16 protein-coding genes are annotated in these 17719 nt (G+C 45.8%); 7 read left to right on the plus strand and 9 right to left on the minus strand.

The annotated features are described in order from the left end of the window. Positions 1-874 precede the first annotated feature (874 nt). Both C7475_RS00890 and C7475_RS00895 read left to right on the plus strand, forming a co-directional pair. Positions 875-2263, plus strand: a complete 1389-nt coding sequence (locus C7475_RS00890) for a porin (RefSeq protein WP_233259737.1) — start codon at positions 875-877, stop codon at positions 2261-2263. Between the two features lie 146 nt (positions 2264-2409). Continuing rightward, positions 2410-2838 carry a thioesterase family protein gene (locus C7475_RS00895; protein ID WP_110050046.1) on the plus strand — a complete coding sequence of 143 codons (429 nt, stop codon included), beginning with the start codon at positions 2410-2412 and terminating at the stop codon, positions 2836-2838. Between the two features lie 117 nt (positions 2839-2955). Here C7475_RS00895 and C7475_RS00900 read toward each other — a convergent pair whose 3' ends face one another. The 8 genes from C7475_RS00900 to C7475_RS00935 form a co-directional block, all read right to left on the minus strand. Beyond that, positions 2956-4653: an ATP-binding protein gene (locus C7475_RS00900; RefSeq protein ID WP_110050048.1), complete on the minus strand. Its 1698-nt coding sequence runs from the start codon at positions 4651-4653 to the stop codon at positions 2956-2958. A 1-nt stretch (position 4654) separates the two neighbouring features. Beyond that, on the minus strand, positions 4655-5779 hold the full coding sequence (locus C7475_RS00905) for a sensor protein KdpD (RefSeq protein ID WP_110050050.1): 1125 nt from the start codon (positions 5777-5779) through the stop codon (positions 4655-4657). 112 nt (positions 5780-5891) lie between these two features. Next, entirely contained in the window at positions 5892-6482 is a 591-nt protein-coding gene (locus C7475_RS00910) for an N-acetyltransferase (protein WP_110050052.1), read from the minus strand. An 11-nt stretch (positions 6483-6493) separates the two neighbouring features. Then, entirely contained in the window at positions 6494-7057 is a 564-nt protein-coding gene (locus C7475_RS00915) for a K(+)-transporting ATPase subunit C (protein ID WP_110050054.1), read from the minus strand. A 21-nt stretch (positions 7058-7078) separates the two neighbouring features. Continuing rightward, a complete protein-coding gene (kdpB, locus tag C7475_RS00920) occupies positions 7079-9133 on the minus strand; it encodes a potassium-transporting ATPase subunit KdpB (protein ID WP_110050056.1) in 2055 nt (684 codons plus the stop codon). A 74-nt stretch (positions 9134-9207) separates the two neighbouring features. Beyond that, entirely contained in the window at positions 9208-10920 is a 1713-nt protein-coding gene (kdpA, locus tag C7475_RS00925) for a potassium-transporting ATPase subunit KdpA (RefSeq protein WP_110050059.1), read from the minus strand. Between the two features lie 16 nt (positions 10921-10936). Beyond that, the gene (gene kdpF / locus C7475_RS33490; RefSeq protein WP_089837633.1) at positions 10937-11017 is read right to left on the minus strand and encodes a K(+)-transporting ATPase subunit F; all 81 of its coding nucleotides are present in this window, start codon (positions 11015-11017) and stop codon (positions 10937-10939) included. A gap of 121 nt (positions 11018-11138) precedes the next feature. Further along, positions 11139-11498, minus strand: coding sequence for a hypothetical protein (locus C7475_RS00935; protein ID WP_110050061.1), 360 nt, complete (start codon positions 11496-11498; stop codon positions 11139-11141). A gap of 337 nt (positions 11499-11835) precedes the next feature. Between C7475_RS00935 and C7475_RS00940 the strand changes: the two genes are divergently transcribed. Both C7475_RS00940 and C7475_RS00945 read left to right on the plus strand, forming a co-directional pair. After that, a complete protein-coding gene (locus tag C7475_RS00940; RefSeq protein WP_110050063.1) occupies positions 11836-12618 on the plus strand; it encodes a thioredoxin family protein in 783 nt (260 codons plus the stop codon). A gap of 63 nt (positions 12619-12681) precedes the next feature. Then, positions 12682-13128 (plus strand): organic hydroperoxide resistance protein, encoded by a 447-nt coding sequence (locus C7475_RS00945; RefSeq protein ID WP_110050065.1) that lies wholly within the window; start codon positions 12682-12684, stop codon positions 13126-13128. A gap of 97 nt (positions 13129-13225) precedes the next feature. On the opposite strand, the gene C7475_RS00950 is transcribed toward C7475_RS00945, so the two are convergent. After that, on the minus strand, positions 13226-14572 hold the full coding sequence (locus C7475_RS00950; protein WP_110050067.1) for a sigma-54 dependent transcriptional regulator: 1347 nt from the start codon (positions 14570-14572) through the stop codon (positions 13226-13228). Positions 14573-14708: 136 nt separating this feature from the next. Between C7475_RS00950 and C7475_RS00955 the strand changes: the two genes are divergently transcribed. The 3 genes from C7475_RS00955 to C7475_RS00965 are packed head-to-tail and all read left to right on the plus strand — an operon-like array spanning position 14709 to position 17719. After that, positions 14709-15935 carry an acyltransferase family protein gene (locus C7475_RS00955; RefSeq protein ID WP_110050069.1) on the plus strand — a complete coding sequence of 409 codons (1227 nt, stop codon included), beginning with the start codon at positions 14709-14711 and terminating at the stop codon, positions 15933-15935. 16 nt (positions 15936-15951) lie between these two features. Further along, positions 15952-17040 (plus strand): sensor histidine kinase, encoded by a 1089-nt coding sequence (locus tag C7475_RS00960; RefSeq protein ID WP_110050071.1) that lies wholly within the window; start codon positions 15952-15954, stop codon positions 17038-17040. Beyond that, positions 17012-17719 (plus strand): LytTR family DNA-binding domain-containing protein, encoded by a 708-nt coding sequence (locus C7475_RS00965; RefSeq protein WP_110050073.1) that lies wholly within the window; start codon positions 17012-17014, stop codon positions 17717-17719. The genes C7475_RS00960 and C7475_RS00965 overlap by 29 nt, the downstream gene beginning before the upstream one ends.

Below are 17719 nucleotides of genomic sequence, written 5' to 3' on the forward strand. Positions count from 1 at the left end.
ACGACCAGCAAAACACAATAGAACTCCGTCAGGAGTCCCCATGTTTGTAGCCCGGGGTTTTTAACCCCGGGGACACCAGAAATCGTTGAAGCCCCCCGAAAGAAATAAAGACAAGGGCGTATCTTTGCCAGATAGATCTCGTCTTATACTATATTCTCACCATTAGCCCCTCTTCAAGTCCACGTCATGTCCACCTCATCTCCACGTTAGCTGCATGTATACTTCGGCCATGCTACTACCTCTGGGTAGCGAAATGCCTAGTTTAGGCTATCAGAAAATCCTCCTGTTAAAATAACATCATAAAATATCCCCCGGGCACCAACATTAGGAAGGCCGAAGTACAAAGGTACCCCGGCCGATAGCTAACTTAAGAACAGCAAACGCTACGTATTATAATAGAGATTTCATAACCTTCATAAAAACAATCGGATAAGGATCAAATCAAACGTCGTTGCTTGCCATATAGAGGCAAATGTGAGGCCTTACCGCATCTCGTCGTTGCAAAACATTGATATATATTATTCTATAGCATGGTCGCTGTCCGTGCCAACTCTCAATTACCTCTCATTTTGAGATAGCTATTATTTGTTTTGAGATGGTATGAGGTATATGAACGCATATCCGGATATGCAAGACCAACATAGAAAACGGCCACGTACCGGTTACCCTCATAAAGTTGTTTATACGCTGCCATTCTGATAATACCTTCTCAAGATGAGAGGTTTTTTAATGTTCTTTATTTCGGGCACGTATCGGTGATCCCGTTTGAAATGCCGTATGACACTGGATCTCCTGCGTTTCCTGTTTTCGCTTCCCACACAGGTGGTATAGGCTTTGGCATATAGAGGCACACTATTACACTAACCTGTTTAGTATGGGAACAAAACAATACAAACAAATGAAAAAAGCATTATTGGCATTTGCACTGGCTTCAAACGCTATTTGTGCAGTTGCACAGGACACCGCTACGACTACAGAAAAGGTACCATTTGACGGCATCGATCAGACATGGCAGAATGGTAACGACAGAAGAGAGAACCCGGCATTTCAGAACATGAAGTTCTTCACGCCGAGTATTATGATGGACATCAATTACACACATTCATTTAATAACCCTAATGACAACACAGTTGTTGGGTCTACGGCACTCGCCAGGAACAATGAAGTGCAGCTCTCAGCCCTGCACTTCGGCGGCGATTTCTATTATAAAGGCGCAAGGGCAAGGGTTATGACGCAGTTCGGTACTCGGTCCATTGTGGTGCCGCGTAATGACCTGAGCCCTTACCGTGGACAGTATCAGTTAGCGAACGCATACCGTTATTTAAGCGAAGCCTATGTGGGTTATCACATTAATAAATGGTACGGTATCAATATCGACGCCGGTATGTTCATGAGTTATGTTGGTTTGAACTCCTACTATCAACCAGAGAACTGGGAATACCAGGCATCCTTCACCTCCGATAATACACCCTGGTTCTTCAACGGATTGCGTGTGCAGGTTTATCCTACGCAACACCTGAAAGTGGAAGGCTGGTTTATCAATGGCTGGCAGAGCTATGGTAAGTTCAACAAAATGCCGGGACTGGGCTTCAACGTGACCTGGATGCCAAGCAGCAACATGAAGTTATTAACGAACGACTACTACGGTACGGATGCTGCCGGATTGCCTGACAGAAAACGTTTCCACTCCGATAACAGTTTGCTGGTCCGCTATTATAACAGGCCTCAGTCAAGAGGTATCAGCAGAATGGCCTTCTCTTTGACCGGAGACATTGGCTTTGAAAAAGGCGGTGGCGTAAATGGCTTTAAAGACAGCGATAAGAACGGTCCTGCACAATATTTCGCAAGCGGTATGTTCTACAACCGTGTATGGTTCAACAGAAACAAATTTGCATGGACAGTTGGTGGTGGTGTAATGACCAACCCAGGCAGATACCTGGTGCTTTATCCGACAGGACAGGCAAGCCCATTGCCTAGCCCGACCGATCCTACCAAAACCGAAGGCGCCTTCCCGTTCAGTGCTAACCCTGGCGATAAATTCAAAGGCTGGGATATGTCCACCAACTTTGACTATATGCCAAACCAGAGTGTGACCTTCAGGTTTGAAGTAGTGAACAGGAATGCGAGTGTGCCATATTTCGCTGGTGAAGGAGGTGTGACTTCCCAGACCGGTTATACTACTACGCCGCTGGACCCGAACTGGCGTCCTGACCTGGTAAAATCCGAAACAAGGATTATCCTGGCGGCTTTATTCAGGCTGTAATTTTGATCTATAAAGGGGAAAAAGGCCTTCCGTTCAGGGAGGCTTTTTTCGTTGATAGCCAATATCCCCAGAATCGGGGATATCCGCGTGCGCTAAATCACCTGATCAAGACTTATCTTTGCCCACATAAAAATTGAAGGTCACAGATGGAATATTCAAAAATCTATAAGGTAAAAGAAGAACATATTGACGTACAGGGTATCATGGATGGATTATATTACCCTTTCTATATGGAATGGTGCAGACATGATTATATCAGGGAAGTGCTGGGATTTGATTTCGCCGAAGAAGCTGCCAAAGGTATTCATATGGTATTGTCTCAATACACGATCAAATTTCTACGCTCACTGAAAAAAGACGATGAATTTACTGTGACCTGTGAACTGTATGGTGATGCGGGTGGGCAACCAAGACTGCATTTCAAACAGTCTATCATTTTGAATGGTAAGGTGATGACCACAGCTGTATTTACCGGTACCTGTGTAGCTGCTACCGGTGGCAGGCCTTATCTGCCAACCGGCATGACAGATAAACTGGTAGACGCGCCAAAACTGGATGTGGCGACGTTAAAGTAAAAGTTGTTTAGTTTCTATATATCTCCCGGGTAGTGAATGCTGTCCGGGAGTTTTTATTTGGAATTCTTTGTCTTCATTAGCGGACGCTGTTGCAGGAACCGTATCTTGAAATAATCCTTACCCATTATACACTGGGAGACAGAAGCCAAAGGTACTACCTTCTCCCAGTTTGCTATCTACCCAGATCTTTCCACCCTGTGCTTCTATAAACTCCCTGGAGATGGATAATCCCAGGCCTGTACCCACTTTCTCCGGTGTTCCGGGCACCTTGAAATAACGGTCGAATATGCGGGAGAGATATTTTTCTTCAATACCCCGGCCATGGTCACAAACGGAAAATTCGATATTGTTGTCTTTTAGAGAAGTGGTCAGCTCGATCTCGGCATCTTCAGGAGAATACTTCACTGCATTGGTCAGGAAATTGGTGAGCACCCAGGCTGTTTTCTCCGGGTCTGTCATGATCCTGTTGCTGTTCGTATTTTTATGGATCCGGATAGCGATATTCTTTTGCTGTGCCAGTGCACTCACTGTATTAGCAGCATTGTCGATGATGATATCGGGCAATACAGGCTCTATCTTCAGCTGTATATGTCCTGTTTCCACCTGGCTCATATTGAGCAGCTCACTGGTGATCTTGAGCAAACGGTTTGCATCGTCAGCAATACTTTTTACCAGTTCCTCCTGTTCCTTGTTGACGTTCCCTACACGGGTGTCTGTCAGCAGCTGTGCACTCATTTTAATGGACGCAATGGGTGTTTTTAGCTCATGAGAGATCGTGGCGATGAAGTTTGTTTTAGCTTCATTAAGCTCATGGAAAGGGGTGATATTGCGGAGTACGATCACCTGCCCGATCACTTTCTCGTTGTTGGTGACATTAAGGATATCCAGGTGGAAATAACTTTCTTTCTGATCTGCATAGATCTTAAGTTCCTTATTGGGACTGTCCTGTTTCAGCAGGCTTCGCATGAGGTCATTATTGACAGCAATATCAGGGGCGTATTGTCCCATGATCTCCGTTTCCCGTAATCCCAGCAGTTTTTCGGCTACCTTATTCAGAAAGAGCAGGTTCCTGTTTTCATCAAGGCCGATAATACCATCATTCATCTGGTTGATGATCGTATCGATACGGCTCTTTTCGAATTTGATCTTGGCCAGGTTGCTATGTTCATATTCATCCAGCTTTTCGGCCATGCTGTTAAACGCCTGTGCAAGCTCCCCGAATTCGTCGTGTTGTGAGATGCGGATACGTTTTGAATAGTCCTTGTTGACTATGGCCTTAATGCCTTCAGAAAGGGTCTTTACAGGCTCGCTGATGATCCCCGGAAAGTTAACTGCCAGCGTAAATGCTACAAGGGCCAGAAAGCCAAAGATGAACATCGTGTAATTACTGAAGCGCTTCGCGTTCTTTTCGGCGACTGCATTCTTGCGTAGAATGGCTTTCTGGTTTGCTGTATTGATCTTATAGATCTCCCGGCGGATAAGCGTCTGGAGACTGTCACTGGACGGATCATGTTTCAGTTGCTCGAATACATTCCTGACGGCAGCGGTAGCGAGGCCTTCGCCTGCTTCCGTAATATTTGATTCCTGTTTGGCAAGATTGTCTTCAAATTCAGGAAGTACTGTAGAATCGAATGGTACGCGGTCCATTAGTGTCAGCATGTTATTGCTGTACACGAGTGTTTCGTAATTGTCTTCCAGGATAAGACGCGCGTCATTCTTAAGCTGATATATAGAAAATATACCGATGATCCCGGATATTAGAATAGCTGCAAATAAAAATCCAATGCCTATACTTAGTTTCGTTTTGAGGCGCATGTCACGAGAGAATTATAATGTCAATGTCCGATTCCGACAACTTGCCCAGCAGTTGTGAGAATACGGCTGTATTCAACAACATCCCCATTACATTGAGGTGTGGTTTGCCGAGACAGATCGTAGTGATCTTTTTTTCTTCGGCAGTTTGCATAATACTTTTAGCAATATTAGTACTTTTTACTTTTATCACTTCTCCACCCAGTTCCATTGCGAGTTTGAAGTTATTGATAAGATGCCGCTGGGCTGCCAGTCCTATCTTGTCGCCGTCTTCTTTAGGCGTCTGCACGTAGAGCACATACCATTTGGATTGATAGTAGGCGGAAAGCCGGGCGGTTTTACGGATCACTTTCCTGGCAATGACATGATTGCTGCTTACACAGGCAAGGAAGCGCTCATTTCTTGCCTGAGCGCTTCCCGGAAGTGACGAGTCTATTTTACGTTCTACCTGGGCAGCCACTTCTTTCAGCGCCAGCTCTCTTAGCTGGAGGATCCTTTCCGGCTGAAAGAAGTTCTTTATAGCTATCGCTATTTTGTCCGTCGTATAGATCTTGCCCTCTTTCAGACGGGTGATCAGCTCATCTGCCGTGAGATCGATGTTCACAACCTCATCGGCCTGTTGGAGCAACAGGTCAGGGATACGCTCCGCCACATCCACGCCCGTGATACTTTTAACCTCTTCCTGTAAACCTTCTATATGCTGGATATTGACCGCACTGATAACGTTAATGCCCGCTTCGAGTATTTCCAGTACATCCTGCCAGCGTTTTTCGTTCTTGCTGCCTTCTATGTTGGTATGCGCCAGTTCGTCGATCACCACCACTTCCGGATGCAGATTAAGTACTGCCTGCATATCCAGTTCCTCGAGCGCCTTACCTTTATAGAACAATTCCCTGCGGGGAATAATGGGCAAGCCTTCCAGCAGGGCATGTGTCTCTGCACGGTTGTGCGTTTCTATGTAGGCAATCCTGATATCAACACCGTTGCGCAGTAAGGTCCTGGCCTCCTGCAGCATGCGGTAGGTCTTGCCTACACCGGCGCTCATACCGATGTATATTTTAAACTTTCCTCTTCTGGACTGACGGATCAGATCAAGGAAATGTTGCGCATTGTTTTCTTTTTCAGTCATAGGCTGGTACGTTCAAAAACTCACTCCCCGTCTAAACCCAGGCAGGTATTCTCCGAAAGAGAAGGCGCCCGTTGCTTAGTACGGAAAGAGTGAGTGGATCAGGTTATGAAGATCAGTACGCGCCGGCTAACAACCGGGCTTCTTTTTCTTCTTCTTTCTGTATGGCCGGAGGCGTAAAAAGCATGGCCGTACAAAGACAGTTCTGGCATCCTTTCTTCTGCAGGATATTAAAGTTAACACAACTCTTACATCCTTTCCAGAATTCAGGGTCCCGGGTTATTTCATTAAAGGTGACTGGTAAAAAACCTAACTTGCTGTTCATACGCATAATAGACAGTCCGCTTGTAATGCTGAATAACTTTGCCGCCGGGTATTTTTCACGTGATAACTGGAATACCCTTCTTTTGATGCGGGACGCGACTCCTTGTCCACGGAACAGGGGATTTACGATCATCCCTGAGTTTGAGACGAATTCCCCGTTGCTCCAGGCTTCTATGTAAGAGAAACCCACCCAGATCTTATTTACGGTCAATGCGATGACCGCCTTTCCTTCGCGGATCTTTTTCATAATAGCGGTAACGGAACGTTTGCTGATACCGGTACCTCTTGCTTTGGCGGAAGCTTCCATTTCTGCGGTGATTGTCGCAGCATATTTACAATCTGAAAGCACCGCCTTTCTGACGATCACTCTGTCGTTGTCCATTTCGGATAGTTTTATTTTAATGTATCGAGGGCTATATTAAGTTTCAACACATTTACTTTTGCAGGTCCTGCAACGCCCAGCAGCGGACGTTTAATATGATCGGATACCAATGTCATTAATTTGGTCTCTGATAGATGACGTATTGCGGCAATACGTTTTACCTGTATCAGGGCTGCCGCAGGAGAAAGATCAGGATCTAACCCGCTACCGGATGCTGTTACCAGTTCGGCAGGAATATCTTCCTTTTTTATACCAGGATTGTGTACCAGGAAAGTATCGATACGTTCCAGTACTGTTTTCTGGTAGTCCGGATTGGAGAGGCCCTTGTTGGAGCCTCCGGATCCGGCAGCATTATAGTTAACCGCAGATGGGCGGCCATTAAAGTATTTATCTTCTGTGAAGTTCTGACCTACATTTTCGTAACCCACCACTTTGTTATTTACAGTGACAGTTCTGCCCTTTCCCTGTCCAGGAGCTGTTTTGGATACAGCTGCAATTAAAGACGGATAAAGAACTGCAAGAACGAGCACCATAAAAAGTGTCAGTTTGATAGAAGGCCATATATACTTTTTCATCGTTGTTTTTTTAAACGTTAATTACATGAACAGGGTAAGGAACAGGTCAATGATCTTGATGCCCACAAAAGGGATAATAACACCACCAAAACCATATATCAGCAGGTTCCTGCGCAACAGGGCACTGGCGCCGATCGGTTTGTAGGCGACACCCCTGAGTGCCAACGGGATCAACGCAGGAATGATCAGTGCATTGAAGATCACGGCAGAAAGGATAGCGCTCTCCGGAGAAGCAAGGTGCATGATGTTAAGCCCCTGCAATGCGGGAATAGCGGTTACAAAAAGTGCTGGTACGATAGCAAAATATTTTGCTACGTCATTAGCGATGGAAAAGGTTGTGAGCGTACCGCGTGTCATCAGTAACTGTTTACCGATTTCCACGATCTCAATCAGTTTGGTAGGGTCGTTATCCAGGTCCACCATGTTGCCCGCCTCTTTGGCTGCCTGGGTACCACTGTTCATGGCTACTCCTACGTCAGCCTGGGCTAATGCAGGAGCGTCGTTGGTTCCGTCTCCCATCATCGCTACCAGTTTTCCGCCTTCCTGTTCCTTGCGGATATAGATCATTTTGTCTTCAGGTTTGGCTTCTGCAATGAAATCGTCCACACCGGCTTTTTCAGCAATGTATTTCGCGGTCAGCGGATTGTCGCCCGTAACCATCACCGTCTTTACACCCATGCGGCGCAGGCGTTCGAAACGTTCACGAATGCCAGGTTTGATAATATCCTGTAGCTCGATCACGCCGATCACTTGTTCGTTGCGGCTCACCACCAGCGGTGTACCACCATTGGAAGAGATCTCTTTTACTTTCTCTTCTGTTTCGGCAGGGAATACATGACCCGCTTTCTGTACGATGTTGCGGATAGCATCATACGCGCCCTTGCGGATCCGCATGCCGTCGAGATTGATCCCGCTGCTGCGTGTTTCAGCGGTGAACTCGATAAAGGTTACTTCATCTTTGTTCAGTTGAGGCGTCTTAATACCTTTCTCTGCAGCCAGTTCCACGATGGATTTCCCTTCAGGTGTTTCATCCGCCATAGATGCCATCGCACACGCTTCAAAGAACTCTTTCTTGCCAACGCCGTAAGCTGGCCAGAATTGGGTGGCTTTACGGTTACCGATAGTGATGGTACCCGTTTTGTCGAGCAACAAAGTATCCAGGTCGCCTGCAGTTTCGACCGCTTTACCACTTTTAGTGATGACGTTGGCTCTCAGTGCACGGTCCATTCCCGCGATACCGATCGCACTGAGTAGCCCGCCAATGGTTGTAGGTATAAGACAGACGAACAGGGAAACAAAAGCAGCAATAGTAATAGGTGTATTGGCGTAATCACCAAACGGCTTAAGGGTTACGCAAACGATGGTGAAGACCAGCGTAAAACTTGCCAGCAGGATGGTAAGGGCAATTTCATTAGGCGTCTTCTGACGGCTGGCGCCTTCTACAAGCGCGATCATTTTGTCCAGGAAGCTTTCTCCGGGATCGGTGGTTACACGTACCTTGATCCTGTCGCTCAGCACTTTGGTACCACCTGTTACAGACGATTTATCGCCACCGGATTCACGGATCACAGGAGCAGATTCACCTGTAATGGCCGACTCGTCGATGGTAGCCAGTCCATGCACTATCTCACCGTCCATAGGTATCATGTCACCAGCTTCGCAAATGAAGAAATCACCCTTGCGCAACTGTGAAGAAGGAACGATCTTGATCTCATTAGTGTACATTTCACCCACTGCCAACACCTTCTTGGCAGGTGTTTCTTCCCTTGTTTTACGAAGGCTTTCCGCCTGCGCTTTACCTCTTGCTTCTGCGATCGCTTCCGCGAAATTGGCAAAGAGAAGGGTCAGCAGCAGGATGATAAACACAGCGAGGTTATAACCGAAAGAGCCTTGTGATTTATCTCCTGTAAAGGCAGTATATAGTGTTACAACCAGCATGATAGCAGTACCGATCTCCACGGTGAACATCACCGGATTACGGAACATGATTTTTGGAGAGAGTTTGACAAAAGCCTGCTTTAAGGCGCCGCTCACCAGGGCCGGTTCAAAAAGTTTATTATGATTGTGTTCAGACATATAATTCAATTTTGCGAACAAGGGTTGTCATAGGACAATAACAGATAATGATATAGGATAGTAACAACGGTTTATTAGTAGGACTGGAAATATTCTGCGATAGGTCCGAGGGTCAGTGCAGGGAAGAAGGCCAGCGCTGCTATGATCATGATCACAGCGTAGGTCATGATACCGAATGTTGCGGTATCGGTCTGCAATGTACCGGCGGATTCAGGGATATATTTCTTTTTGGCAAGTATACCCGCGATAGCTACCGGCCCGATAATAGGGATGAAGCGGCCGAGTATCATGACTACACCCGTGGTGATGTTCCAGAAGATATTGTTGTCTGCTAAACCTTCAAAGCCGGAGCCATTGTTGGCAGAGGATGAAGTATACTCATAAAGCATTTCTGAGAATCCGTGATTGGAAGGATTGTTGAACCAGGCAGACGGTTGTACTGACCATGCCATTTGCGGATGATGTGCTGCGAAGTACGCTGACAACGCTGTACCCACCAGTATCAGGAATGGATGGAAAAGTGCAATGATAGCAGCGATCTTCATTTCACGTGCTTCTACTTTGCGTCCCATAAACTCGGGCGTACGTCCCACCATCAGTCCGGAGATGAACACCGCGATGATCAGGAAGATAAAGTAGTTGAGAAGACCTACGCCTTTACCACCATAGAAACAATTGGTCATCATACCCAACATCTGCATAGCGCCGGATATAGGCATAGAACTGTCATGCATGGAGTTGATCGATCCGGTAGAAATGATAGTGGTCATTACCTGCCAGTAAGCGGAAGCAGCAACACCCAGACGTACTTCCTTGCCTTCCATCGCAGAGATGTCTTTCAGCCCCATATGGCCGAGGACAGGGTTGCCGCTCATTTCGGAGATAAGTGTCGGTATCATGAGCGTCAGCATACCTACGGTCATGACGCCAAAGATGATATAACCAAGCTTTCTTCTGCGGATAAAGAAACCGAAAGCGAAGATCAGTGCCATAGGCAATATCACCTGGGCAATGATCTCTACCATATTGGTAAAGTAGTTCGGGTTCTCCAGCGGATGGGCTGAGTTAGCGCCATACCATCCACCGCCATTAGTACCCAGGTGCTTAATAGCGATCATACCGGCAGCAGGACCTCTGGAAACCTGTACGGAATCGCCCTGAACGGTGACAATACTGTCTTTCCCGTCAAAGCTGGCAGGTGTGCCGTTGAACGCCAGGATGATGGCCATAATAATGCTCAAAGGCAGCAATATACGGGTGATCGTTTTGGTGAAGAATACGAAGAAGTTACCCAGCTTTTCTGTTGTTTTTTCAGCGAAGGCCCGGAACAATACTGCAACAGCGGCGACGCCGGTAGCGGCAGATACGAATTGCAGGAATGTGATCACAAACAGTTGGGAAAAATAGGTAACGCCGGACTCTCCGGAATAGTGCTGGAGGTTACAGTTCACCAGGAAACTGATGGCCGTATTGAAAGCAAGGTCCGGTGTCATATCCGGGTTACCGTCCGGATTGAGAGGCAGATGCGACTGGAACAGCAGAACAACAAATGCATAGATCAACCATACGAAGTTAATTGATAACAATGCTGCCATGTGTTGCTTCCAGTTCATCTCTTTATGAGGATCTATCCCGCAAATGCGGTAGATAAAGCGCTCCACAGGATTCAGGAAGTCGGTGATGACACGCTCGCCCTGGAATACTTTTGAAATGTATTTGCCAAGTGGGAAAGCTATCACCAGTGTTACGATAAAGGTGAGGATGACACCTAGTATTTCGCTGTTCATTATTAATCGGTTTGTGTCAGAATTTTTCAGGTTTCAGGAGAACATACACCAGGTAGATAAATACGAGGATGGATATTATCAGCAATATTGTCATCATAAATATTCAATTATATGTTTTCGAAGAAATCTATCGATTTGTAAAAGATGTAAAAGCAAACCAGCATTATAAGCAGGTAGATCGCGATGAGCATATGATAGTAGTTTATATTGATGACAGATTATACCCCTGGTTTCAGCACCTGCTGAATGTAGAGAGAGAATAACACCGCAGGCATTACCCGCTGTATTTCTAACCATTCCTGGCGACTGCAGGACATCCTTAGATTGGAGAAGGAGAAGATGAAAACGTTTTCAATAGCAGTTTTCACCAACTGATTGCCACGGTTGTAGATCTTCTCAGCGAGCACCATACAACGTTGTACCTGGCGCAGCTGATGCTGTTGTAACATCTTACCGGTATAGTTAGCCAATACTTTTACAGAGAGATAGGCACTTCCAAAAACAGGAGCGCGTACGATCTCAGTTTGTATTTCTGGTATTTCATCCGCTATCTGAGCGGCGGCTTCATATTGGTTCATAAAAATTGATTTACGGGGTAATAAAGGCCAACGGCATGCCTGTTCCTGTCACAGGAATGTGTTTTCGGCCGGAAGCCGGTACTGGTAAGGAGAGCAATTGAAGGGGAAATGGCACGCGGGTAAAATAAGGTCCTTAAAACCCTCTCATTTTGAGAAAGGACTATCAATTTGAATGAGATATACCCCCTGAAATTGGACGCCCCGGATGTCCGGTTCACCTCCCAATTTGGCCGATCGGCCTATCTGCTACTATGTATTGTTCTGAAATTGGCGTCCATTTGTGTCATGATTGGCAATGAGGCGTAACGAAATTTTAAAACATTCAACGATAAAAGATATGAAACCAGGTAGAGTAATTATTATGAGTATTGCCTTGATAGGTGTTCTGATAGGCATGGCAGCATTTGTAAATGCATCAAACCAGAAAATGATGAAAGATGTACAGAAAGCGAAGGACAATAAAGGCTTCGCAGTTGTTGAACTATTCACTTCGGAAGGTTGTTCTAGTTGTCCGCCGGCCGATGAATTAATTGAGCGTATCCAGGAAGGTAACGAGAATAAGGAAATATATATAATGGCCTTCCATGTAGACTATTGGGATCACCAGGGTTGGAAAGACCGCTTCAGTGATCATGAATATTCCGTAAGACAGGAGCAATATGCAGGCTGGTTGAACCTTTCCACTATTTATACGCCGCAGGCGGTAATAAATGGCACCAGGGAGTTTGTAGGTTCAAACGGTAGTTCTATCGTGAAAGCGATCTCCAACGGTCTGGAAGAAGCGCCCGGAGCTGAAGTTAAACTCCAGTATAAGATCGCACAAGGTAAATTGTACATAGAACATGAAGTGACCGGCGATAAAAAGAACACAGAACTAGTGCTTACCCTGGTACAGAAATCAGCCGAGAGTAAAGTAATGGCAGGGGAGAATTCAGGCAGGAAATTATCGCACGTACAGATCGTAAGACAGCTGGCACATGTTGACGCCAACAGCAAGGAGGAAGTGGTAATGACATTACCGCAGGACTTCACCGGAAAAGGCTGGGAACTGATCGGCTTCGTTCAGCGCAATGCAGATGGCCGTATCATAGGTGCCGCCAGGACCGGATTTCAATCATAAGAAAGTTCACTGAATAAATTATAGAAGTATTTAATTGTTAAAAAAATCTAAACTAAACAGATCATGTCAAACAACACTAACGGGGTGATCGCTACTCCAAAAATCGAAAAAGTAATCTATACAGGTAAAACACATACAACCGGCGGCCGAGAAGGTTTCTCAAAAAGCTCTGATGGTCATCTGGATATTGAACTCACATCTCCCGGAGCAAAAGGTAACGGTACAAACCCGGAACAATTGCTGGCAGCAGGTTGGTCTGCCTGTTTCATCGGCGCGATCGGTATCGCAGCCAATAAGGCCAAAGTTAAATTACCGGAAGACTTCTACGTGGATACTGAAGTTGATCTTGGGGTGACAGGAGTTGAATATTTGCTTCAGGCCCGTCTGAACGTACATCTCCCAGGTATTGACAAAGACGTAGCACAAATGCTGGTAGATACCGCACATAAGACATGTCCGTATTCCAAGGCATTACACGGAAATATCGATATTACAACTAACCTGATCTAAAACTAGATCTGAATCGGGGATAAGCTGGCGCATTCCTTTTATATAGTAGCATAGCATGCTACTGTATAAAAGGAATGCGTCTTTTGGCAGATTCCTGTTAATTATTTAAACCGTATTCTTCGATCTTGCGGTAGAGGGTAGCAAGACCGATATTCAGCAGGCGCGCGGCCTCTGTTTTATTGTTCTTGGTATGATGTAACACCTTGATAATATGTAGCTTTTCGACACTGGCAAGGTCAAAGGAGGATTGTCCGCCGGTACTGATCTTATCAGCGATCTGAAGGTCCAGCGGAAGGTGTTCTATGGACAGATCTGCTCCTCCGGCTAGGATGACCGCCCTTTCCAGGACGTTCTTCAGTTCACGGATATTTCCTTTCCATTCATGAAGCTGTAACTTCTCAATAAAGCCCGGTGTGATCTGCTGTTTACGCTGGTTGATCTTAGCGGAAAAGACGCCTACGAAAAACTCGGCCAGGGCCGGAATATCCTTCTTTCTTTCTCTTAAAGGAGGTAGCATGATGGCGAAGACGTTCAGACGATAGTACAGATCTTCACGGAAATGCCCTTTTTCGGCCTCTTCTTTCAAATCCCGGTTAGTAGCCGCAATGATCCTTACATTGACCTTGGTGGGCTTCGTATCGCCTACTTTGATGAATTCACTGGTCTCCAGTACCCGGAGCAGCTTACTTTGGAGGTCAGGAGGCATTTCCCCGATCTCATCCAGGAAGATGGTCCCGGTATTGGCTTCCTCGATCAATCCCTTTTTATCCCTATTGGCATTGGTGAAGGCGCCTGCCTTATAACCGAAAAGCTCACTTTCCAGCAGTTCCCGGCTAAAGGCACTACAGTTAAGGGCGACAAACGGTTTGCCCACTCTCTTACTATTATTATGAATAGCCTGGGCGAATACTTCCTTACCCGTACCGGTTTCCCCCAGTAGCAGAACGGTAGTATCTGCGGGAGCTACTTTGCTGGCCTGCTCAATGGCATCCCGGATAGGGCGGGAGGTACCCAGGATACTGTCAAAGCTGTACTTCTTACCGACCTGTTTCTCCAGCTTTTCGATACGTTTCTGAAGCTGGACCTTTTCAATAGCCCTGTTCAGGAGCGGGATAATGCGGTTATTGTCATCACCTTTGGTAAGGTAGTCGAAGGCGCCGTTCTTAATAGCCTGTACGCCGTCAGGGATGTTCCCGTATGCAGTCAGCAGGATAATTTCTATAGCAGGATATTTCTCTTTCAGTGTCTTTGAGAAGTCGACGCCGGTACCATCCGGTAGTTTTACGTCGCAGAGGACTACGTCTATTTCTTCCTTTTCAATTATTTTCTGAGCACTTTTAATATTGCCGGCTTCCAGTACATGGAAGCCTTCCAGTGCAATAATACGTTTCATCAGGCTGCGCAGCTTCTCTTCATCATCTATTATAAGGACAGTTCCGTTCATAAGATCATTTGCGGGCAAAATTACATATTCCCGGTGATCTTCCTTCTATGCTGTTGACCCAACAAAGCATGCCAGACGTCAAACAAAATTTACCCGGTCTTCCCGCAGGGATATTTTAGCATAAAAATTCCCTGCTATGCAAACTCATACTACTCCCAGACAAGCCTATCTCGACTGGCTCCGTATCCTGGCCATCTTCGGCGTCCTGGTCTTTCATTCCGCGATGCCCTTTGGCGCAGAACTGGAATGGCATATCCGGAATAAGGAGACGAGCAATCTTTTCTTAGAGCTGGTATACTGGATGCACCTTTTCAGGATGCCTCTGTTGTTTTTTATTTCAGGTACCGTCAGTTACTTTATGTTGCAGCACCGTAGCGGTGGGAGCTTCATCGGGTTACGCGTCAGGAGATTATTAGTTCCCGTTATTCTCGGCATACTTGTCATCGTTCCTCCACAGGTGTATATGGAACGCATCACACAAGGCTTTAAAGGCAATTTCTGGCAGTTCTATAGTAACATGTTCACTACGGGTGCCTATCCCAAAGGAGACATCAGTTGGCATCACCTGTGGTTCATTGTTTACCTCCTGATCTATGATATACTTTTTGCTCCGGTATTTGTCTGGATCATCTCTTCCCGAGGCGCTGCATTCCGTAAAGGATTAAACTCGCTGGCAAAAGGAAAGCGGGTATACCTGCTGGCGATTCCCGGTATTGCTGTCTTTGCTGCCTTCTCCAGGCAATTTCCCGAAACAAATAACCTGGTGGAAGACTGGTGTTATTTCTTTTACTGGTTGTGTTTCCTGCTGCCGGGTTTCCTCTGTATCGCGCAGCCTTCGCTAATGGATAGTCTGCAAAGGAACAGATATACTTCTTTCCTGGTAGCGTTCCTGTCTATCGTAGGGATCAATTATCTTCGCTGGAATGATCTGCAACCCTGGGACGTACTGGTAAACTGGGACCAGGATCCCGGGACTTATGCTTATCTTGCATTAAAGGCAATATGTGCGTGGGGATGGGTGCTCACTGCTATCGGGTATGGTAAACAGTATCTCGACAAACCTCATCCGGCGCTGAACTATCTGAACCAGGCAGTGTATCCTTTTTACATCTTACATCAGACAGTTATTGTTATCCTTGCATATTATGTTGTACAAACTACTGATACAATAGGTGCGAAGTATCTGTTCATTGTGATAACAACGTTTATATTGTCTATGGGGATCTTTCATTTGCTGATCCGTCCTTATGCTGTATGCCGGTTTCTATTTGGTATGAAACCTGCGGCAAAACAGAACAGGAGGGAAGCAGATAAACCCGAAAAAGATACCGCAGAAGAAAGGATATTATTACCGGCATCATAAAGAAATATCATATTTCATGAGTAATTTCCGTAGATATTATTTCCCCGCCATTTATGGTCTGATCACCTATTTCAGTATCCGGCTGCTGCTGGATACTGTTACTGGTATGAGATTCTGGGAAAGGTCCTGGGAACTGAACCTGTTTGAGATTTCCTGTTGTGTGTTGTTTGGATATCTGCTGATCGGTATGCATCATTACCTGTACCGCTATTTTGATAAGCATTGGACAGATATGACCAATTACAGGAAACGGGTACTGAAGGAAGCAGGCGTTATTTCACTGGTGACCATCCTGTTTCAGAATATATTTGTACTGCCGATGGCAGCTTTTACAGACGACGGTGCGCAATGGTATGACGTAGCAGATATTAACCTCGTGCCATTATTGTATTCCCTGATCTACTACGGCGTAAGTCGTAGCAACACTTTTCTGGAAGCATATGTAAATAATAAGACAAAGCTGCAGGAAGTGATGAATGATCAGCTGCAGGCAGAATTGAAGTTCCTTAAGTCCCAGCTGCATCCTCATTTTATCTTCAATGCACTCAATACTATTTATTTCCAGATGGACGAAGATGTCAATGCCGCCAAGAAGAGTGTGGAACAGTTTTCAGAACTGTTGCGCTACCAGTTGTACGATCAGCAGCAAACAGTTTCTATCAGGCATGAAATACAATACCTGCATAGTTTTATCAACCTGCAAAAAGTACGGGCTTCCGATAAGTTAGTACTGAATTTACAGCTGGATCCCGATCTGTACGATCAGCAGGTCTATCCCTTATTACTTTTCCCGTTGGTGGAGAACGCTTTTAAATATGTAGGCGGAGAATACTGGATCAACATTCAGGCATCCGTGGAGAATGACAGGATACACTTTGTAGTAGAGAATGCCATCCCTAAATTCACCACGCCGGCAAAAGCAGGAGGCATCGGGCTGGAGAACCTGAAACGGCGGCTGGAACTTTTATACCCGGGAAAACATACATTTGAGGTCAGCAAAACGGAGCATACCTTTAGAGTGGCATTATCCATCCAACCGGAACCGCTTGCTTACCAGACAATAATAACTGAAGAAGATGAAGATCAGATGCGTCATCACGGATGATGAGCCCTATGCAAGAAAAGGATTACAGGGGTACGTAGGACAGATAGATTTCCTGGAACTTGTAACCGTTTGCGAGAGTGCTGTAGAGTTAAACGCCTTCCTTAAGCAGGAAGCTGTTGACCTGTTATTCCTCGACATAGAAATGCCTTATCTGTCAGGGATCGACCTGTTGAAAACATTAGCCAGACCACCAAAGGTGATTTTCACCACAGCTTACGAAAAGTATGCCGTGCAGGGCTATGAACTCGAAGTACTGGACTACCTGCTGAAACCAGTTTCTTTTGATCGCTTTCTACGCGCAGCAAATAAAGCGTTCGATTATTTCAGCCTGCAGCAACAGGTGAAACCGCAGCAGGAATATTTCTTTGTGAAGGTAGACAGTAAGCTGGAGAAAGTACTGGTAGCAGATATATTATTTGCGGAAGGGATGGAGAATTATGTAGTCATCTACACCAAAGAAAAGAAGATGATGACACATCTTACCCTGAAGATGTTACAGGAACATTTACCGGCAGACAAATTCATCCAGCCGCACAAATCCTATCTTGTTGCAATAGACAAGATCGATGCGATCGAGGGTAATATGCTGGGCGTTTCGGGGTACCAGGTACCAGTATCACGTTATCAGAAAGAGGAGATCATGCAGAGGGTCCTGCAGAACAGGATCCTCAAAAGATGA

The organism is Chitinophaga sp. S165 (assembly GCF_003182155.1).
Classification (GTDB): Bacteria; Bacteroidota; Bacteroidia; order Chitinophagales; family Chitinophagaceae; genus Chitinophaga.